16 protein-coding genes and 1 pseudogene are annotated in these 20451 nt (G+C 60.5%); 15 read left to right on the plus strand and 2 right to left on the minus strand.

The genetic code is table 11. The features are described from left to right. Nucleotides 1–35 precede the first annotated feature (35 nt). From torC to ACTG1K_RS20150, 5 genes and pseudogenes are all read left to right on the plus strand, one after another. Nucleotides 36–1202 (plus strand): pentaheme c-type cytochrome TorC, encoded by a 1167-nt coding sequence (gene torC, locus ACTG1K_RS20130; RefSeq protein WP_081990720.1) that lies wholly within the window; start codon nt 36–38, stop codon nt 1200–1202. 27 nt (nt 1203–1229) lie between these two features. Continuing rightward, nucleotides 1230–3721: pseudogene (gene torA, locus ACTG1K_RS20135) on the plus strand (trimethylamine-N-oxide reductase TorA). Between the two features lie 100 nt (nt 3722–3821). Further along, nucleotides 3822–4490: a molecular chaperone TorD gene (gene torD, locus ACTG1K_RS20140; RefSeq protein ID WP_440006511.1), complete on the plus strand. Its 669-nt coding sequence runs from the start codon at nt 3822–3824 to the stop codon at nt 4488–4490. 7 nt (nt 4491–4497) lie between these two features. Then, nucleotides 4498–4866, plus strand: a complete 369-nt coding sequence (locus ACTG1K_RS20145; RefSeq protein ID WP_005349490.1) for a hypothetical protein — start codon at nt 4498–4500, stop codon at nt 4864–4866. A 153-nt stretch (nt 4867–5019) separates the two neighbouring features. Beyond that, on the plus strand, nt 5020–7464 hold the full coding sequence (locus ACTG1K_RS20150; protein ID WP_440006513.1) for a sensor domain-containing protein: 2445 nt from the start codon (nt 5020–5022) through the stop codon (nt 7462–7464). 57 nt (nt 7465–7521) lie between these two features. Here the strand turns inward: ACTG1K_RS20150 and ACTG1K_RS20155 are convergent, their stop codons facing one another. Beyond that, nucleotides 7522–7800, minus strand: a complete 279-nt coding sequence (locus tag ACTG1K_RS20155; RefSeq protein ID WP_101531274.1) for a hypothetical protein — start codon at nt 7798–7800, stop codon at nt 7522–7524. Between the two features lie 170 nt (nt 7801–7970). Here ACTG1K_RS20155 and acs point away from each other — a divergent pair, with 170 nt between their 5' ends. The 7 genes from acs (at nt 7971) to ACTG1K_RS20190 (ending at nt 15861) form a co-directional block, all read left to right on the plus strand. Continuing rightward, nucleotides 7971–9917, plus strand: a complete 1947-nt coding sequence (acs, locus tag ACTG1K_RS20160) for an acetate--CoA ligase (RefSeq protein ID WP_101531275.1) — start codon at nt 7971–7973, stop codon at nt 9915–9917. A 288-nt stretch (nt 9918–10205) separates the two neighbouring features. Continuing rightward, a complete protein-coding gene (gene aroQ / locus ACTG1K_RS20165) occupies nt 10206–10655 on the plus strand; it encodes a type II 3-dehydroquinate dehydratase (protein WP_335819923.1) in 450 nt (149 codons plus the stop codon). A gap of 36 nt (nt 10656–10691) precedes the next feature. Then, nucleotides 10692–11150, plus strand: coding sequence for an acetyl-CoA carboxylase biotin carboxyl carrier protein (gene accB, locus ACTG1K_RS20170; RefSeq protein ID WP_005338908.1), 459 nt, complete (start codon nt 10692–10694; stop codon nt 11148–11150). Between the two features lie 15 nt (nt 11151–11165). After that, on the plus strand, nt 11166–12506 hold the full coding sequence (accC, locus tag ACTG1K_RS20175; protein ID WP_005338910.1) for an acetyl-CoA carboxylase biotin carboxylase subunit: 1341 nt from the start codon (nt 11166–11168) through the stop codon (nt 12504–12506). 127 nt (nt 12507–12633) lie between these two features. Then, nucleotides 12634–12897 carry a YhdT family protein gene (locus ACTG1K_RS20180; RefSeq protein ID WP_005338912.1) on the plus strand — a complete coding sequence of 88 codons (264 nt, stop codon included), beginning with the start codon at nt 12634–12636 and terminating at the stop codon, nt 12895–12897. Continuing rightward, nucleotides 12887–14344, plus strand: coding sequence for a sodium/pantothenate symporter (gene panF, locus ACTG1K_RS20185; protein WP_440006516.1), 1458 nt, complete (start codon nt 12887–12889; stop codon nt 14342–14344). The genes ACTG1K_RS20180 and panF overlap by 11 nt, the downstream gene beginning before the upstream one ends. Before the next feature lie 89 nt (nt 14345–14433). Then, entirely contained in the window at nt 14434–15861 is a 1428-nt protein-coding gene (locus ACTG1K_RS20190) for a PTS transporter subunit EIIC (protein ID WP_064338677.1), read from the plus strand. A gap of 1 nt (nt 15862) precedes the next feature. Here ACTG1K_RS20190 and ACTG1K_RS20195 read toward each other — a convergent pair whose 3' ends face one another. Then, a complete protein-coding gene (locus ACTG1K_RS20195; protein ID WP_429150547.1) occupies nt 15863–16735 on the minus strand; it encodes a LysR family transcriptional regulator in 873 nt (290 codons plus the stop codon). A 100-nt stretch (nt 16736–16835) separates the two neighbouring features. Between ACTG1K_RS20195 and ACTG1K_RS20200 the strand changes: the two genes are divergently transcribed. From ACTG1K_RS20200 to ACTG1K_RS20210, 3 genes are all read left to right on the plus strand, one after another. Continuing rightward, on the plus strand, nt 16836–17852 hold the full coding sequence (locus tag ACTG1K_RS20200; RefSeq protein ID WP_429150549.1) for a zinc-binding alcohol dehydrogenase family protein: 1017 nt from the start codon (nt 16836–16838) through the stop codon (nt 17850–17852). A gap of 537 nt (nt 17853–18389) precedes the next feature. After that, entirely contained in the window at nt 18390–19268 is an 879-nt protein-coding gene (gene prmA / locus ACTG1K_RS20205; protein ID WP_236357094.1) for a 50S ribosomal protein L11 methyltransferase, read from the plus strand. Between the two features lie 202 nt (nt 19269–19470). Beyond that, complete coding sequence (locus ACTG1K_RS20210; RefSeq protein ID WP_440006519.1) at nt 19471–20448, plus strand: D-2-hydroxyacid dehydrogenase family protein; 978 nt, start codon at nt 19471–19473, stop codon at nt 20446–20448. Nucleotides 20449–20451 lie beyond the last annotated feature (3 nt).

The raw sequence follows: 20451 nt of genomic DNA on the forward strand, positions 1-20451 counted from the left end.
TCATGGCTCCCATCAAAAAAGTGATGTGAGAGAGCATGATGAAAAAACTGTGGCACTTCCTGCGCACCCCCAGCCGTCGCTGGTCGGTACTGGCGCTGCTTCTGGTGGGCGTCGGCGTCACCCTCGCGGGCACCGTCGGCCTGCACTACGGCTTTGAGAAAACCAGCAGCCTCGAATTCTGTATCTCCTGCCACTCCATGAAAGACACCGTCTATCCGGAGTACAAGGAGTCCATCCACTTCAAGAATGCCTCCGGGGTACAGGCGGTCTGTACCGATTGTCATCAGCCAAAGGATTTTGTCGGCAAGGTGGCCCGCAAGATGGAGGCGGCCAACGACCTCTATCAGGAGTACATAGGCCACAGCATCGACACCCAGGAGAAGTTCGAGGACCGGCGCCTGCATCTGGCCGAGAAGGTGTGGGCACGGATGAGCAGCCAGAACTCCAAGACCTGCAAGTCCTGCCACAGCTACGACAACATGGATCACGCCAAGCAGTCCCCGGCGGCCGCGCTGGCGATGAAAGATGCGGCGGCGAAGAACATGAACTGCATCGAGTGCCACAAGGGCATCGCCCACGAACTGCCCAACATGGCGGGGGGCTTCCGGGCCACTTACGCCACTCTGGTCAACGACGCGCAAGAGGCGCCAGCCGCCGAGACCCTCTACAACCTGGGTGAAAAAGATCTCTATGCCAGCGAACAGAGCAGCGACCCGGTCGGCAAACTGCTGCCCGCCTCCCGCATCGACGTGGTGGACCGCAGCGGCGATCGCCTCAAGGTGACCATCGAAGGGTGGCGCGAGAGCGATGGCAAGGGCCGGGTGCTGAGCGAATACATGGGCAAGCGGGTCTTCGTCGCCACCATCCGTGATGAACTGAAAGCGAGCGAGAAAGTGCTCAAGCAGGAGACCGACAACGCCACCCATATCAAGTGGGAGCAGGTTCAGGTGCAGGCCTGGGTCGATGGAAAGGGCTTTGAGTCCTCGCTCAAGCCGATCTGGGATTACGCCGGCGAGATGTACAAATCCACCTGCAACTCCTGCCACGGCGCGCCGGATCCCGCTCACTTCACTGCCAACGGCTGGATCTCGGGGCTCAAGGCGATGTCTGCCTACTATCGCCTGAGCAAGGAAGAGGAGCGCACCCTGCTCAAATACCTGCAAAACCACGCCGCCGATACCGGTGGTCAGGGCAGCCACTAAGTCCGGATTCGAAAGAGGAATAACAAGATGATCAATATTTCCCGTCGTGGTTTTCTGGGTGGCTTGCTGGCCAGCGGTGCCTCTGCCCTGATCGGTCCCTCCCTGCTCGGTCGCGCCGTGATGGCCGCCGAGTCCGGCGAAAAACTGGTGCAGTCCGGCTCCCACTGGGGCGCCTTCCGTGCCCGGGTGGTCGATGGCCGCTGGGTCGAGACCCTGCCGTTCGAGCATGACAAGCACCCCACCGACATGCTCAAGGCCTTGAGTGAGGTGGTCTACAACCCCTCCCGCATCCGCTACCCCATGGTGCGGCTGGACTGGCTGCGCAAGGGCCACCAGTCCGACACCAGCGAACGCGGCCAGAACCGCTTCGTGCGGGTCACCTGGTCTCAGGCGCTGGACTTCTTCTATCACGAGCTGGAGCGGGTGCAGAAAACCTATGGCCCGAGCGCCCTCTATGCAGGTCACTCCGGCTGGCAGTCGGTGGGCAAGCTGCACTCCGCTGGTGCCATGCTGGGGCGTGCCATGAACCTGCACGGCACCTATCTGGCCAAGGCCGGTGACTACTCCACCGGTGCCGCCCAGGTGATCCTGCCCCACGTGGCGGGCGCCATGGAGGTGTATGAGCAGCAGACCTCCTGGCCGCTGGTGCTGGAACACAGCAAGACCATCGTCATCTGGGGCTCCGATCCCATCAAGAACCTGCAGGTGGGCTGGCTGGTGCCGGATCACAGCGTCTACGACTACTGGGCGCAGTTGAAAGAGAAGGTGGCCAAGGGCGAGATCCGGGTGATCAGTGTCGATCCGGTCAAATCCAAGACCCAGAAGTACCTCAATTGCGATCAGGTGACCCTGAATCCGCAAACCGACGTACCGCTGATGCTGGGCATCGCCCACACCCTCTACTGCGAGAAGCGCCACGACGAGGCGTTTCTGAAGAACTACACCACCGGCTTTGACAAGTTCCTGCCCTACCTGCTGGGCACCAGCGATGGTCAGGTGAAGGATGCCGAGTGGGCCGCCGCCATCTGTGGCGTACCAGCCGAGACCATCCGCGAGCTGGCCCGCGCCATGAGCAGCGGCCGCACCCAGCTTATCGGCGGCTGGTGTGTACAGCGCATGCACCACGGCGAGCAGTACGCCTGGATGCTGGTGGTACTGGCCTCGATGATTGGCCAGATCGGCCTGCCGGGGGGCGGTTACGGCTTTGGCTGGCACTACAACGGAGCGGGCACCATCACCTCCAGCGGCCCCATCATGTCCGGTTTCAGCTCGGTCATTCCCGGGGTCAAGCCGCTCCATGACGGCGACTGGAAGGGCTACTCCAAATTCATTCCGGTGGCCCGTTTCGTCGACTGCATCCTCAATCCGGGCAAGCAGATCGCCTTCAACGGCCAGACCATCACCTACCCCCACATGAAGATGGCGGTGTTCTGCGGCAACAACCCGTTCCACCACCAGCAGGATCGCAACAAGATGGTCGCCGCCTGGCGCAAGCTGGAAACCGTGGTCAGCATCGATCACCAGTGGACCGCCAGCTGCCGCTTCGCCGATATCGTGCTGCCCGCCACCACCACTTATGAGCGCGATGACATCGAGCAGTGGGGCTCCCACTCCAACGCGGGCATTCTGGCCATGTACAAGGTGGTAGAGCCGCTTTTCGAGGCGCGCGATGACTACGACATCTTCGCCGATCTCTGCCGTCGCTTCGGTCGCGAGGCCGAGTTCACCGGTGGCAAGAGCAAGCTGGAGTGGATCCAGAGCATCTATGACGACGCCCGCCTGCAGGGTCGCGGCATCGGCATTCGTCTGCCCCGTTTCAGCCAGTTCTGGCACGGCGAGGGCTTCGTCACCTTCCCGGCGGGCCAACCCTGGGTGCGCCACGAGTCGTTCCGTCAGGAGCCGGATCTGGAACCGCTCGGTACCCCGTCCGGCCTTATCGAGATCTACTCCAAGACCATCGCCGACTACGGCTATGGGGATTGCCCGGGCCACCCGGTATGGATTGAACCCTACGAGCGCTCCCACGGCGGGCCGGGCAGCAAACAGTACCCGCTGCACCTGCAATCCTGCCACCCGGACAAACGGCTGCACAGCCAGCTCTGCTCCTCCGACAACTACCGCGCCACCTACACGGTGCAGGGTCGCGAGCCTGTCTACATGAATCCGCAGGATGCCAAATCCCGCGGCCTCAAGGACGGCGATCTGGTGCGGGTGTTCAACGGCCGCGGTCAGGTATTGGCCGGGCTGGTGGTGAGCGATGACTACGCCCCTGGGGTGGTGCGCATTCAGGAAGGAGCCTGGTATGGCCCGCAAGAGGGCGGCAAGGTGGGGACTCTCTGTACCTACGGCGATCCCAACGTGCTGACCGCCGACATCGGCTCCTCCAGCCTGGCGCAGGCCACCACTGCTCATACCGCGCTGGTGGAGATCAGAAGTTCCGCGGGCAGGCACCTGCCGTCACTGCCTTCGGCGCGCCGGAATCGGCAAAGGGCATCGACCCCATGTTCCCGGCACTCTGACCCCGGGGGGGACGAAAGCGCCCCCTTGAGTTTCCTTTATTTTTAAAGTCGTTAGAATCGGGAGCCATCAAGGCTCCCGATTGCCATCCACGGAGGAAAAATGCAGGAATTTATGGCTACCAGCGAACGCCGGGCCGAACTCTACTGGTGGTTCTCCACCCTGTTCGCCGCCGAACTCAGTGATGAGCAGATCGCCGAATATGACACCTATGATGTGCGAAGCTTCCTGAAAAGCCTCTCCACCCTGGATCCGATGCGCGACGCCGTGGCCGAGCTCAACGATGCCATCGCTCGCCTGCTGGTGCGCCCGGATCGCCAGCTGGAACTGGCCGCCGACTTCGCTGGCCTGTTTCTGGTGGATCCCAAACAGGGCGCCCTGCCCTACGAATCGCTCTACCGCGGCGAGGCCAAGCTGCTGATGCAGGCCCCGATGGCCGAGATGCAGGCCCGCCTCGATCGCCTCGGCATCAATGTCAGCGACAAATACAAAGAGCCTGCCGACCATCTGGCCATCGAGCTGGATCTGATGGGCAATCTCATCATCCGCGCGGCGGAAGCCAAGAGCGCAGCCGAGCGGGAACGCTGGCTCGACGAGCAGGAAGCACTGCTGCACGGCCATCTGCTGGGCTGGTTTGAAAAGTTCGAAAGCGCCTGTCGCGCCGCCGACCGGTTTGGCTTCTACGGCGCCAGTGCCCGTCTGCTGGGGGTCTTCCTCAAGATGGATGCCAACTACCTCTCTCTGGTCAAACCGGCACCGTCCGCCGACTGAGGCCGCGATGAAGACAGCCCTGCTTCTGATTGCATGCTGGCTGCTGGCCCTGATCCCGCTGGATCAGGGCATTACTCCCCTGATCGCGCTGCTGTTCAACCCGGATCGCGAGCTCTACGGCACCGCCCAGCTCACCGGATTTGCCGGCATCCTGCTCACCCTCTACCTTGCCAATCTCGGCGTCGAGGTGGTGTTGCGCCGCCGCTTCCAGATCGCCGGCATGCTGGCGCTGCTGGCCGCCTGGATCGACTTCATCAACAGCAGCGGCAGCGAGTCGCACTTCCTGCTGCTCTATCTGCTTGCCCTCCCGTTCCATCTGCTCGGCTGGCTGGTACTGGTGCGCGGCATTCAGGCGTTTGGTCGCCAGAAGGGATAACCACTCGCCCCCTTTTCCCATCCTTTTTATCAGGTTTTTCTGCCTATTCTTGCCGTCAAAACAACCAGATAACTCCGCTTGACTCCCGGCCAAACAGTTCGTGCCATACTGACAACTGATGCAAGTGATAAAACAATCAATGCCGAGGTCATCATGGATGGGAAGCTTTTCAACGCCGATACCGAGGCAATGTTGACCCAGCTGTCAGATCACACCGTCCTGGAACAGCTGATGGATAATGCCCCTCTGGGCATCGGCGTCTTTGACTGCGAATTTCGCTACCGTAAAGTCAATCAGGTGCTGGCCGACATCAATGGCAAAAGCATCGAGGAGCATCAGGGCAAGCACCTCAGAGAGGTGGTTCCCAAGCTGGCCCCGACCCTGGAGCCCATGTTTCAGCAGATGATGCGAAGCGGCATGCCCTACGTGGATATCGCCATCACGGGCCAAACCGCGGCGTACGACAGCAGCTCACGCCGCTTTCAGGCCACCTACAGCCCGATGCGTGATGAGAAAGGGGAGCTGAACGGCATCCTCGCCATCGTGCGTGACATCACCGAGCAGTACGAAACCGAACAACGGCTGCAGCTGGCAATGCGAGCAGCCCAAATCGGGGTGTGGGAGTGGCACGTTGCGGAAGACAGACTGCTGTTCGACGGCCAGATTGAGCCGCTGCTGGGCATCGAGGCCAACCAGTTCCACGGCGGGCTGCAAGCGTTCGTCGACTGTTTTGAACCGGAATCCGGCAGCCAGCTCAAGGCTGCCCTGCAAAGTCATGACCCCATCCATCTCACCCTGAGCTACCTCACCACTCTCAACGAGCGCCACTGGGTCGATATTCATGCCGACCATGTCCCCGCCACCGAATCGGTCGGCCACCGGGTCATGGGAGTCATTCACAATGCCACCGCCCGCCGCCGTCAGGAGGAGCGGCTCCATCAGGCCAACGTGGTATTCGATACCACGGCCGAGGGGATCATCATCCTCGACAGCGAGCACCATATTCTGTCGGTCAACCCGGCCTTCACCATGCTGACCCAATACAATGCCGAGGAGGTGATAGGCCGCACCCCGGATATCATCATGCATCCCAGGCGCTACACCGACCTCGACTATCCCTGGTATCACCTGCGCCCCGGCAACAACGCCTGGCATGGCGAGATGGTTTGTCTGCGCAAGGATGGCAGCTACTTCTCCTCCTGGCAGCAGATCAGCGCTGTCTATGACAACTTCAACAACACCACTCACTATGTGATCGCCCTCTCCGACATCAGCGCCATTCGCAAGGTGGAGGCCGAGCTGAATCACCTTGCCTATCACGATCCCCTGACCGAGCTGGGCAATCGTCATCTGTTGCAGGAGCGGCTAGCCCTTGAGCTGAAAACCGCGCAGCTCAATCGCAAACGGTTGGGGCTGCTCTTTATCGATCTGGATGGCTTCAAGCTGATCAACGACAGCCTGGGCCACGGAGTTGGCGATGAGCTACTCAAGCGGCTGGCAGAGCGGATCCGCGGCTGCCTGCAGCACAACGATCTGGCGACCCGCCTAGGGGGAGACGAGTTTCTGGTGCTGATCCCCTATCTGGAGGAGCCTGACGAGCTAGCAACCCTCGCCAATACCCTGCTGACCGTGTTGCGTGAACCGGTTGAGCTGGCCCATGAGCTGGTGGCGATCTCGGCAAGTATCGGTATCGCCATCTATCCCGATCATGCAGACAGCCCGGAAACCCTGGTCAGCGCCGCCGACAGCGCCATGTACGAGGCGAAAAGTCAGGGGCGCAATGGATTCCAGTTCTATACCCCCTGCATGGCGGCTCGAGCCCGCGAGCGGATGCAGATTGAGCAGGGTCTGCTCAAGGCTCTGGAGCTCGAACAGCTCTGCATTTTCTATCAACCCATGACCAATCTGGCCAACGGCCACCTGAGTGGACTGGAGGCCCTGCTGCGCTGGCAGCATCCGAATGAGGGAATGATAGCGCCGACCCGTTTTATTCCGGTGGCGGAGGAGTGCGGCCTGATCGAGAAAATTGGGGAGTGGGTGATGCGCAACGCCTGCGAGCAGGGACAAAACTGGCTGGCCGCCGGACTGCCGGTGCCTCGCTTGTCGGTCAATGTGTCGGTGCGGGAGATGCGCTCCCCAGGCTATGTTGAACGGGTCGCCGCCATCCTGGCCGAGACAGGGTTTCCGCCAGAACGGCTCGAGATCGAGGTGACTGAGAGCATCATCCAGCGGGTCGAACAGAGTCTGGATCTCTTTACCCGCCTGAAAAATCTCGGCGTTCAGATTGCCATCGATGACTTTGGTACCGGCTTCTCGTCATTGAGTCTGCTCAAGACCCTGCCGATCGATCGCATCAAGATCGACCGGGCGTTTGTGCAGGCATTACCGGAAGACAAGAACAGTCGGGAGCTCTGCCGCACCATCATCAATCTGGCCGACAGTCTGGATATGGAGGTCACCGCCGAAGGGATTGAAACCAAGGCACAACACGCCTTCTTGCAGTCACTCAACTGCGGCGAAGGACAGGGTTATCTGTTCAGCAAACCACTGCATGTCGAACATATGGGAGATCGCCTGCATCAACGCTACGTCTCATAGCGGCAGGCAATCATCATCACCAGCCGGTCGGCATCCGCCTCCTGGCTGCCGACCGGATTACCACTCGATCTGCAAGCGGGATTCCCTACCATCATCACGATCATTGAGCATGCGCGTCAACGGTGATTCGCCAGCATAACGGGGAGCTGGATCGCTGAAGGTGAGTCTGGTACCGGGCTCCTTGGCCTGCCATGCATGACCAAGCTGATCGGCCACCCGATCCCGCAGCGCAGGTGAAGCCTCCTGATGGGTGATCGCAAACTCTTTCGGAGGTTCGCCAGCGGGCACTGGCGCATCAAACTGCCAGAGGGATGCACAGAGCAACAGAGAAAACATCATGACCTCCAATTAATCGACACGGCCCCCTTTTACTCAACCACCGATTAATTGTCACTCTTTGTCCTGTAACCAACTGTTGCCGCCTATCCAAAAGTCTAATTGCCCCCCGCAACCAAAGGTATAAGTTGTTAAGAAACCATTAAAAGATCTATTCAAAGGAGTGAGTGATGAGCGAGAGCAAGGTCTACCCGGTCAAACCCCACATCAGCAGCAATGCACTGCTCGACAAGGGCGACTATGCCGCCATGTATCAGGCTTCCGTCGAGGATCCCGATACCTTCTGGGGAGAGCAGGGAAAAATTCTCGACTGGATGAAACCCTATACCAAGGTCAAGAACACCTCCTACGATCCGGGCCATGTCTCCATCAAATGGTTTGAAGATGGCCAGCTCAACGTCTCGGCCAACTGTCTCGATCGCCATCTCGCCGAACGAGGTGACAAGGTCGCCATCATCTGGGAAGGGGACAACCCTGCCGAAGATCGCAAACTCACCTACCGCGAGTTGCACAGCGAAGTGTGCAAGTTTGCCAACGTCTTGAAAGCACAAGGGGTTCACCGCGGCGACGTGGTCTGCCTCTATATGCCCATGGTGCCCGAAGCCGCCATCGCCATGCTGGCCTGTACCCGCATCGGCGCGGTACACAGCATCGTATTCGGCGGCTTCTCGCCAGAAGCGCTGGCCGGCCGCATCATCGACTCGGGCTCGCGCATCGTGATCACCGCCGACGAGGGGCTGCGTGGTGGCCGTCCGGTGCCGCTCAAGAAGAATGTGGATGAAGCGCTCACCAACCCGGAAACCCAGGTCAACAAGGTGATCGTGCTCAAGCGCACCGGCGGCAATGTCGCCTGGCACAACCACCGCGACATCTGGTGGCACGAAGCGACCGCCACCGTCAGCAGCGACTGCCCGCCCGAGGCGATGAACGCCGAAGATCCGCTCTTTATCCTCTATACCTCCGGCTCTACTGGCAAACCCAAGGGAGTGCTGCACACCACAGGCGGCTATCTGGTTTATGCCAGTCTCACCTTCAAATATGTGTTCGACTACCACGAAGAGGATATCTACTGGTGTACCGCCGATGTGGGCTGGGTCACCGGTCACTCCTATCTGGTCTACGGGCCGCTTGCCAACGGCGCCACCACCATCATGTTCGAAGGGGTGCCCAACTACCCGGCCACCAACCGCATGAGTCAGGTGGTGGACAAGCACCAGGTCACCATCCTCTATACCGCCCCTACCGCCATCCGCGCCCTGATGGCCAAAGGCAACGAAGCGGTCACCGGCACCTCGCGCCAGAGCCTGCGCATCATGGGGTCGGTGGGTGAACCCATCAACCCGGAAGCCTGGGAGTGGTACTACCGCACCATTGGCGATGAGCGCTGCCCCATTGTCGATACCTGGTGGCAGACCGAGACCGGCGGCATCCTGATTACGCCGCTGCCCGGCGTCACCGACCTGAAACCGGGCTCGGCCACAAAACCCTTCTTCGGGGTGCAACCGGCGCTGGTGGACAACATGGGCGAACCGCTGGAAGGGGCCACCGAGGGTAACCTGGTGATCACCGACTCCTGGCCAGGCCAGATGCGCACCGTGTTCGGCGATCACGAACGCTTTGAGCAGACCTACTTCTCCACCTTCCCGGGCCGCTACTTCACCGGCGACGGTGCCCGTCGCGACGAGGACGGCTACTACTGGATCACCGGTCGGGTGGATGATGTACTGAACGTCTCTGGCCACCGCATGGGTACCGCCGAAATTGAATCGGCGCTGGTGGCCCATCCCAAGATCGCTGAAGCCGCGGTGGTGGGGGTTCCTCACGAGATCAAGGGTCAGGGTATCTATGCCTATGTCACCCTGATCGCCGGGGAAGAGCCGAGCCGCGAGCTGCACAAAGAGGTGAAGGAGTGGGTCCGCAAGGAGATTGGTGCCATCGCCACGCCGGACGTGATCCACTGGGCAGAGGGGCTGCCGAAGACCCGTTCCGGCAAGATCATGCGCCGCATCTTGCGCAAGATCGCCACCGGCGAGACCGACAGCTTGGGGGATATCTCCACCCTGGCGGATCCGGGGGTAGTAGACAAACTCATCCGCGAGAAGTCGGAAGCAGCCTGATCCCGCTTCGTTTGTTGCTCAATAAAGCCGGCCCTGTGCCGGCTTTGTCGTTTCTCATCTGCCAGCAAACAGCAAGGTGGCAGCGAAGAAGTATCTCAGGCCGAAACGTGCAATAAATAGCCAGATGTAGAGATTAGACCAGTAAAATGCTGCTAATTTTCACGAAATCAATATAATTGCGAAATCTGTGTGCCAGGGCACACCGATTTGCGCAGAAAATGGCTAGATTTCTGGTAGTCCACAAGATAGCTGATAGATAGCAGCATTATCATCGAGGATGTACTCAATATGTCGCAAAATCACCGCATTCTCCTGCTCAACGGAGCAAACCTGAATCTGCTGGGCAAACGGGAACCGGGTATCTACGGCAGCAAGACGCTTGATGAGATCGTCGCCGATCTGAAGCTTAACGCCAGCGAACTCGGTGTCACTCTGGAACATCTGCAATCCAACGCCGAACATGAGTTGGTCGGCCGCATCCATCAGGCCATGGGCCAGGTGGATTTTATCATCATCAATCCAGCCGCCTTCACCCACACCAGCGTCGCCATTCGCGATGCGCTGCTGGGTGTCGCCATCCCTTTTATCGAGGTTCACCTGTCAAACGTCCATGCCAGGGAGCCGTTCCGTCATCACTCCTATCTGTCTGATGTCGCCAAAGGGGTCATTTGTGGTCTGGGGGCCGATGGCTACCAATTCGCTTTAACCGCGGCCGTGCACCATCTGCGCGCGGCTTGATAATCACTGATCAGATAAAGAAGAAAGAGAATGCTAATGGATATCCGCAAAATCAAGAAGCTGATTGAACTGGTTGAAGAGTCCGGCATCGCCGAACTGGAGATCTCCGAAGGTGAAGAGTCCGTTCGCATCAGCCGCAACTTCTCCGGTCAGGTGACCACCGCCATGCCGCAGATGATGATGCAGCAAGCCGCTCCGGTTGCCGCACCTGCCGCTGCCGCCCCGGTTGCCGCCGCACCGGCCGCAGATGCCGCCCCGAGCGGTCACCTGATGCGCTCCCCGATGGTTGGCTCCTTCTACCGCTCCTCCAGCCCGGATGCCAAGCCGTTCGCGGAAGTGGGTCAGCAAGTCAATGTCGGCGACACCCTGTGCATCGTCGAAGCCATGAAAATGATGAACCAAATCGAGTCTGACAAGGCCGGTGTGATCAAAGCGATCCTGGTTGAAAATGGTCAGGCCGTCGAATTTGACGAGCCGCTGTTCATCATCGAATAAGGGAAATCGCCACCCATGTTGGACAAAGTAGTCATCGCCAACCGCGGTGAAATTGCCCTGCGGATCCTGCGCGCCTGTAAAGAGCTCGGGATCAAGACAGTGGCCGTTCACTCCACCGCCGACCGGGAGCTCAAACATGTGCTGCTGGCCGACGAATCCATCTGTATCGGCAGACCGGCCAGTACTGAATCCTACCTCAACGTCCCGGCGATCATCGCCGCTGCCGAGGTAACCGGTGCCGTGGCCATCCACCCGGGTTACGGCTTCCTCTCCGAGAACGCCGATTTCGCCGAAGTGGTCGAAAAATCCGGCTTCATCTTCATCGGCCCGCGCGCCGAGACCATTCGCCTGATGGGTGACAAGGTCTCCGCCATCGAAGCGATGAAGAAAGCGGGCGTACCGTGTGTACCGGGCTCTGACGGCCCCGTCGACAACGACGCCAAGCACAACGCCGCCATTGCCAAGCGCATCGGCTATCCGGTGATCATCAAGGCCGCCGGTGGCGGTGGTGGTCGCGGTATGCGTGTGGTGCGCAATGAAGCGGAACTGGCGGGCGCCATCGCCCTGACCAAATCCGAAGCAGGCCAGTTCTTCAAGAACGACATGGTCTACATGGAGAAGTACCTGGAAAACCCGCGCCACATCGAAATTCAGGTGTTGGCAGACGGCCAGGGCAACGCCCTCTATCTGGGCGAGCGTGACTGCTCCATGCAGCGTCGCCACCAGAAAGTGGTGGAAGAGGCGCCGGCACCGGGCATCACCGCCGAAATGCGCAAGTTCATCGGTGAGCGCTGTGTGCGTGCCTGTATCGAGATCGGCTACCGCGGTGCGGGTACTTTCGAGTTCCTGTACGAGAACGGCGAGTTCTATTTCATCGAAATGAACACCCGTATCCAGGTTGAGCATCCGGTCACCGAGATGGTCACCGGTATCGATCTGATCAAGGAGCAGCTGCGCATCGCCGCCGGCCAGCCCCTGTCGATCACCCAGCAGGATATCCGCATCCGTGGCCATGCCATCGAGTGCCGGATCAACGCCGAAGATCCGGCCACCTTTATGCCCTCGCCGGGTCTGGTTCAGCGCTTCCACGCGCCGGGTGGTCTGGGCGTGCGTTGGGACTCCCACATCTATGCCGGTTACAAGGTACCGCCCCACTACGATTCGATGATCGGCAAGCTGATCTGCTACGGCGAGAATCGTGACATTGCCATCGCCCGCATGCGTCATGCGCTGGACGAGCTGGTGGTGGAAGGGATCAAGACCAACGTACCGCTGCAAAAAGAGATCATGAAAGACGAAAACTTCCAGCACGGTGGCACCAATATCCACTACCTGCACAAGAAGTTGGGTCTGTAAGGATCGCTGATAGAGACCGGACTTCCGGTGGAAGTCTGCTCCGCAAGGAGCCTCTGCTGAAAAAGGGCCATGGCGACATGGCCCTTTTTTGTTATCCTTGCGCCCCTCAAATTTGTCGGAGGCCAAGGTGAACCGTTTTGCTCTCGCCCGCCGGGAAGCAGCTTTCTGCCTGCTGCTGACCCTGCTCTACTTCTTTGCCTGGTATGGCACCGCCTATTTTATCCCGCTCCAGCTGGAGTTGTGGGGGCTGCCGTTGTGGTTCCTGCTCAGCTGCATGGTGATGCCGCTGCTGTTCATTCTGCTCTGCGCCCTGATGGTGAACCGGCTGTTTGTGGAGATCCCCCTCGATACCCACTCCCCTTCCGGCAAGGAGTCATCCCATGAATCTTGAGTTGATGCTGCCGCTCGTCATCTATCTGGTGCTGGTGCAGGGGGTGGGTTTCTGGGCCAGCCGCCATCGTGCAGAAGGCAACTTCGTGCAGGAGTACTTCATCGGCAACCGCAGCATGGGCGGTCTGGTGCTGGCGATGACGCTAGTGGCTACCTACACCTCGGCCTCCTCCTTTATCGGTGGGCCGGGCGCGGCCTACAAGATCGGTCTGGGCTGGGTGTTGCTGGCGATGATCCAGCTGCCCACCGTCTGGCTCACTCTGGGGGTGCTTGGCAAGAAGTTCGCCATCATCGCCCGCCGGGTCAATGCGGTGACCATCAACGACATGCTGTGGGCCCGCTACCAGAGCAAGGCGGTGGTGATCCTCGGCTCTATTACTATCATCCTCGCCTTTATCGCGACCATGGTGGTGCAGTTTATCGGCGGCGCCCGCCTGCTGGAGACCGCCACCGGCCTCTCCTACCAGCAGGGCTTGATGCTGTTTGCCAGCTGCGTACTGCTCTACACCATCATCGGCGGCTTCCGCGCCGTGGTGATGACCGATGCCCTGCAGGGGATCATCATGCTGATCGGCACCGGCGCCTTGCTGGCGGGGATTTTGATTGCCGGTGACGGCCTGCCGAACCTCATCCACCAGCTCAGGGAGATCGATCCCAAACTGGTGAGCCCGCAGGGGGCCGGCGACATGCTGACCCAGCCCTTTATGCTGAGCTTCTGGATCCTGGTCTGTGTCGGGGTGGTGGGGCTGCCCCACTCGGCGCTGCGCTGCTTTGGTTATCGCGACAGCAAGGCGCTCCATCGCGGCATTCTGATCGGCACCGTGGTCAGCGCCCTGCTGATGTTTGGCATGCATCTGGCGGGTGCCCTTGGCCGCGCCATCCTGCCGGGCATGGACAGCCCGGACAAGATCATGCCCTCCCTGATGATGGAAGTGCTGCCCCCCTGGCTGGCCGGGGTCTTTCTGGCGGCACCGATGGCGGCCATCATGTCCACCATCGACTCCCAGCTGATCCAGGCCTCCGCCACTCTGGTCAAGGATCTCTATCTCAACTATCTGAGTCCAAAGCAGGAGAAGCTGGAGGTGCGCATTCCGCGCCTCTCCCTGCTCTGTACCCTGATCCTCGGCACCCTGGTGCTGCTGGCGGCGTTGCAGCCCCCCGAAATGATCATCTGGCTCAACCTGCTCGCCTTTGGCGGTCTGCAGGCGGTGTTCCTCTGGCCACTGGTGCTCGGCCTCTACTGGTCGCGGGCCAATGGCCCGGGCGCACTGGCCAGCATGGTCAGCGGCATCGTCAGCTATGGGGTACTGAGTCAGTGGGGGATCAAGCTGGCTGGCCTGCACGCCATCGTGCCAAGCCTCACGCTGGCGCTGGTGGTCTTTATCACGGTCAGCCTGCTGACGGCACCGCCATCGCGGGAAGTGCGCGAGCTTTTCGGGCAGAAATAATAAAAATATAAATTAGGGGTTCCAAAACTATCCCCAAATAGGTGTTTTCCGGTTAAACTGTGCGCCAAGTCACAGAACGTAGCCGCTGTATGCCCGTTAAAGCCACTCGACAAGTCGTTACTCAAGCCCTGCAGCGGCTCGGTTATGCCCTGCTGCTGCCCGTCTCCATCCTGCCGATGGCGGCGCTGATATACCGGCTTGGTCAACCCGACGTGCTCGATTTGGCGGTGCTCTCCCTCACCGGTCAGGCGATCTTCAGCCAGATGCCGCTTATCTATGCGGTGGCGATCGCCTTTGGCCTGAGTCGGCAAGAGCTGGGCGGGCAGACGCTGGCGGGGGCAGTCAACTTCCTGCTGCTCAGCACCGCCTTCAATACGCTGGCCCCCAACCTGCACGCCGACATGATCTGCGGCCTGCTGGCGGGACTCACCACCGCCATTATCTATCCCTGGGTTCACCAGCAAACGCTGCCCCGCTGGCTGCAGATCGCCAGGGGGGAGTTTCCCAGCCTGCTGGTGTCGGCCTTGGCCTGCCTGCTGATCGCCATCCCCCTCTCGCTGCTGTGGCCGCCACTGGAGCGCGGGCTGACCCTGCTCACCTCCGAGCTGCTTACCACGCCATTTGGCGCTTTCTGCTACGGCACCCTCAACCGGCTGCTGATCCCGCTCGGGCTCCATCAGGTATTGGGCAGCGTCATCGGCCTTGGCGAGAGCAACCTGCAGGCGCTAGCCACCGCCCAACCCCTTCATGAAGGGTATGTGGCCGGTCTCTACCCCATCATCATGTTCGGCCTGCCGGGCGCCTGTTTTGCCATCTGGCTGCACCGCCAACGGATGCAACGACTGCCACAGGGCGGGCTGCTACTCACCCTGGCGCTCACCTCGGCACTGGTAGGTATCACAGAGCCTATCGAGTTTCTGTTCGCCTTTACCGCCCCCTGGCTGTTTCTCGCCCACGCCCTGCTGACCGGACTGTCGCTCGCTGTCTGTAGCGGGCTGGGGATCAAGGTGGGCAGTTACTTCTCCGCCGGTCTGCTGGATCTGGTGCTGAGCTATCAGGCTGGGGAGCACAGCTTCTGGCTCATTCCGGTCGGTATCCTGTTCTTCGTCGCCTACACCCTGCTGTTCTATCAGTTGCTGGAGCGCGCCCCCCTCAGCATGCCGAGCAAGCCCATCGCAGTGGAGCATCCGCGCCTTGCCAGCGTTGCCCCCTCAGACCCGCAGATGCTGGCGATCCAGTATCTCAAGGTGCTGGGCGGAATGGACAATCTGGTGGCGATGAGTGTCTGCATCACCCGCCTCAGCCTGCGGGTGCGCGATATTTCACTGGTGGATCAATCCCGCCTGCTGGGCCTGGGCTGCCTCTCCTGGATCCAGCTCAACGACCACCAGCTGGTGCTGGTGCTGGGCCCCAGCGCCAGCCTGATTGAAGGGCAGATCCGCATGCTGGCGGAGCGCCAGTCGGTCCCCCTCGGCCTCAAACCCAATCAGGAGTCGGCCAGCCAGAGCAGCTGGTAACTCAAGCGAACGGCAACCGCTCGGCCACGAAATCCATCAGGGTGCGCAGAGCGGGAGCCAGATGCTCCCGACTCGGATAGATTAGGTAGAACGGGTTGGCCGGAATGGGCTGATCCGGCAACACCTTCTGCAGCCGCCCCGCCGCCAAATCCCCTTCACAGACATGGTGGGGCAACAGGGCAATCCCCCCGTCATGAAGCGCCATCTCCCGCAGCGCCAGCAAGCTGTTGCTGACACAGGCCCCCTGCGGCCGCCAGCCACCCTCCTGCAATGGCCACACCGGCATGGCCGAGTGCACCAGACAGGCATAGCGGCCCAGCTCGCTCAGCTGTTGCGGCATGCCGTGGGCCGCCAGATAGGCGGGCGCTGCCACCAGATGACGCGCCACCTGACCGATACGCCGACAGATGAGGCTGGAGTCTTTCAGCGGCGCCGCCCGCAGCGCCAAATCATAACCTTCCCCCACCAGATCTAGCTGATCGTCACTCAGGGTCAGCTCCAGCACCACTTCGGGATAGAGGGCGCGAAACTCGGCGAGGATCCGGCCAAGCAGCAGGGTGCCGGTCGCCTCGGGGGCGGTGATCCGCACCCGCCCCGCCGGGGCCGAGCGCAGCCGTGCCATCGCCAGATTGGCACTGCGGGCCAGTGCCAGCAGCCCCTGACAGTGCTCCACATAGAGTTCCCCCTGCGGGGTCAGGCTCAACCTGCGGGTGGTGCGCTGCAACAGCCGCACCCCGAGCTGGGATTCGAGCCGCGAGATCTTCTGGCTCACCGATGACTTGGGCATACCAAGCAGCTCGGCGGCCCGGGTAAAGCTTCCCTGCTCCACCACGGTGGCAAACAGTCCCATCAACTCCAGAACGACATTGTTCATATATTCAAACAGTCTTTACCAATTACCCATCTTAATCTTGATAATCAACCAGACTAGAGTGAGTGGCAATCCCGAACACAGCGATTTGAAAGGAAAAACCATGAAAGCCATTGCCCTGACTCACTATCTGCCAAGCGACCACCCCGACTGCTTCATCGCCGCCAACCTGCCCGATCCGGTTCCGGGTCCGCGGGATCTGCTGGTGCGGGTCACCGCCACCTCCGTCAATCCGGTGGATACCAAGGTGCGCTCCCCCAAGGCCAAAATTGAAAGCTCGCCCCGGGTACTGGGTTGGGATGCGGTGGGGGAAGTGATCGCCACCGGCAGCGAAGTGACCCTGTTCAAGGCGGGCGACCGGGTCTGGTATGCCGGCGATATCAGCCGCCCGGGCAGCAACAGCGCCCTGCAACTGGTGGATGAGCGTATCGCCGCCATCGCCCCCACCAGCGTGAGCGATGTGGAGGCCGCCGCCCTGCCGCTCACCGCCATCACCGCCTGGGAGACCCTGTTCGAGCGCTTCGCTCTTACCCGCGAAAGCCGTGGCAAACTGCTGATCATCGGCGGCGCCGGTGGCGTGGGCTCCATCGCCATCCAGCTGGCCCGCCAACTCACAGGTATGGAGGTGATTGCTACCGCCTCCCGCCCCGAGAGCCGCGAGTGGTGCCTCGAGATGGGCGCCCATCAGGTCGTAAACCACCACAAGTTGCAGGAGGAGCTGACCGCCCTTGGCATCACTCAGATCGATGCCATCTTCTGCACCAACGCCACCGCCGAGCACTGGGCCACCATGGCAGGGCTGATCCGCCCGTTTGGCCATATCTGCACCATCGCCGAATCAAGCGAGCCGTGGGATCTCTCCCTGCTCAAGAGCAAGAGCGTCACCTTCAGCCAGGAGTTCATGTTCACCCGCTCCCTGTTCCAGACGCCGGACATGATCGAACAGCACCGCCTGCTCGGCCGGGTGGCGGCACTGGTCGATGAAGGGGTATTGCAGACCACCCTGACCAGAACCATCCCGTCACTGAGCCCGGTCACGCTGGCTCAGGCCCATGCCGAGGTGGAAGCAGGCCGCATGGTAGGCAAGCTGGTGATCGACATGAGCGGCTTTGCCAACTAGGCCCTCAAACGCACCATGATGGGATAAGTTCACCAAGGAGATGCCCCAAACGGGCACAACCAGCGGCACTCATGACTGCCTGTGGCAGGCCAACGTCCGACAATCAGCCAAAAAAGAGGCCATTTCGCGAGAAATGGCCTGAATACCTGAACATTGGGGTAACAATCACACACATATCCTTATGCAGGACATATTAGTCTTTGCATCTGGCGTGCCAACAGCAGCATGAATGCGCCAAAACGGCGTCAGCCCGTCCTTGAGCAAGGTGCCGACCTTGCTCTTTTTTTATCTGGCAGACTGTTTACCAGGCAAACAAGTGCAGATAAAAAAATGCCACCCGAGGGTGGCAGTGAAAGATGACGGAACTTGAGCAAAGCGTTCAGCGAAAACCGGTCGTCTTCGCCTGCATAGAGCAATACAGGAACCGTGCCAATCCGGCAAAAGCCCCCGAATCCCTCCACGTCATGGGCAAACCACGACAGCACTGCCCCATGATGGTAGAATCTCGCGGTTTCACATTTATGAAGAGTCGACGCCATGCCCTGGATACAAATTCGAATCAACGCCACTGCCAAGACCGCAGACAAGGTGAGCAACATGCTGCTGGGGCGTGGAGCCCAGGCGGTGACCTTTATGGATGCCAAGGATGTGCCCGTCTACGAACCCATGCCCGGTGAAACCCCGCTCTGGGGTGAGACCGAAGTGATGGGGCTGTTCGATGCCGAAACTGATCCGGCTCCCACCATCGCCTTCTTCCAGCAAATCTTCGGTGAAGACGTCGGCTATAAGGTCGAGCAGCTGGAAGACAAAGACTGGGTGCGCGAGTGGATGGATCACTTCCACCCCATGCAGTTTGGCGAGCGCCTCTGGATCTGCCCGAGCTGGCGCGATGTGCCGAACCCAGATGCGGTCAACGTCATGCTGGATCCGGGTCTGGCCTTCGGTACCGGTACCCACCCCACCACAGCTCTCTGCCTGCAGTGGCTGGACGGGCTGGATCTGAGCGGTAAAACCGTGGTCGATTTTGGCTGTGGCTCCGGCATTCTCGGCATCGCCGCCCTGAAACTGGGTGCCGCCCGCGTCATCGGCATCGACATCGACCCGCAGGCCATTCAGGCCAGCCGCGACAACGCCGCGCGCAACGGCGTCGCCGACCAGATTGAGCTCTATCTGCCAGCCGACCAACCGCAAGATGTCGAAGCGGACGTGGTGGTCGCCAACATCCTGGCCGGCCCGCTGCGCGAACTGGCTCCACTTATCGCCGGTCACGGCAAAGCGGGCAGCCTGATGGCCCTCTCCGGCGTGCTGGAAAGCCAAGCCCCGGAGCTGGAAACTATCTACGGTCAGTGGTTCGAGATGGACCCGACCGCCGTCAAGGAGGAGTGGTGCCGCCTCTCCGGCCGCAAACACGGCTAAACGCGGGCAACATAGACGCCAACCTCATGCCATCAGGGCTCCCATTCGGGGGCCCTGATTGTTTTGGCCTGTCAGGCTCTTCCCGGTCCGTGGACATGGGCTTGATCGCCCTCCCTTCTGATTGTGTTCGTTTGAAAACAACAGACACCTTTTATTCCGGTAAGATAGCGGTCCGAGCCAACGCAACCGAGAAGGATTTCTTATGCGGATTGCCATTCTGGATGACTATCAGGATCAGGTGCGCCACCTCCCCTGCTTTGCCCTGCTGGCGGGTCATGACGTCACCATCCTCAACCAGAGCGAACCCGATACAACGCGCCTTGCCACCCTGCTGGAAGGAATGGAAGCACTGGTGCTGACCCGCGAGCGTACCTGCATCGACGAACAGCTGCTGATGCGGCTTCCCACCCTTAAACTCATCAGCCAGACCGGCAAAGTCAGCCAGCATATCGACCCGGCACTGTGCCAGCAGTACGGCGTTGCCGTGGCAGAAGGGATCGGCAGCCCTATTGCTCCCGCCGAGCTCTGCTGGGCGCTCATCATGGCAGCCTCCCGCCATATACCTGTTTACAGCCAGGCGTTAAGCCAAGGCCAATGGCAGCAATCTGGTGACCTCGGTTTGGGACGCACGCTGCATGGGCTGACGCTCGGCATCTGGGGCTACGGCAAGATAGGCCAGCGGATCGCCCGCTATGGCAAGGCATTTGGCATGTCGGTACTGATATGGGGCAGTGAGGCTTCGCGCAGGCAGGCCGAGCTGGATGGCTATGCCTGCGCCTCCAGCAAGGAGGTTCTCTTCAGTCAATCCGATATCCTCACGCTGCATCTGCGCCTGAGCGAGGCAACCCGCGGCGCTGTTACCCGCGCAGATCTGGCCCGCATGAAAGTTGACTCTCTGCTGGTCAATACGAGCCGTGCCGAACTTATCGAGCCGGACGCCCTCTATGCAGAGCTAAGTACCCATCCTGGAAAACGGGCCGCGCTCGATGTATTTGACATCGAGCCGGCAACACTACAAAACGAGCCCCTGCTGCACCTGCCCAATGTATTGGCAACGCCTCATCTCGGCTATGTGGAGCAAAACAGCTACGAACTCTACTTTCGCGTGGCGTTCGAGAATGTGCTGGCCTTTGCCGAAGGCAAACCTGCCAACCTGGTTCTGCCCATATCGGGTGGGTGATCA

It is taken from the genome of Aeromonas sp. 102P, from assembly GCF_051920345.1.
In the GTDB taxonomy this organism is placed as follows: Bacteria; Pseudomonadota; Gammaproteobacteria; order Enterobacterales; family Aeromonadaceae; genus Aeromonas; species Aeromonas veronii.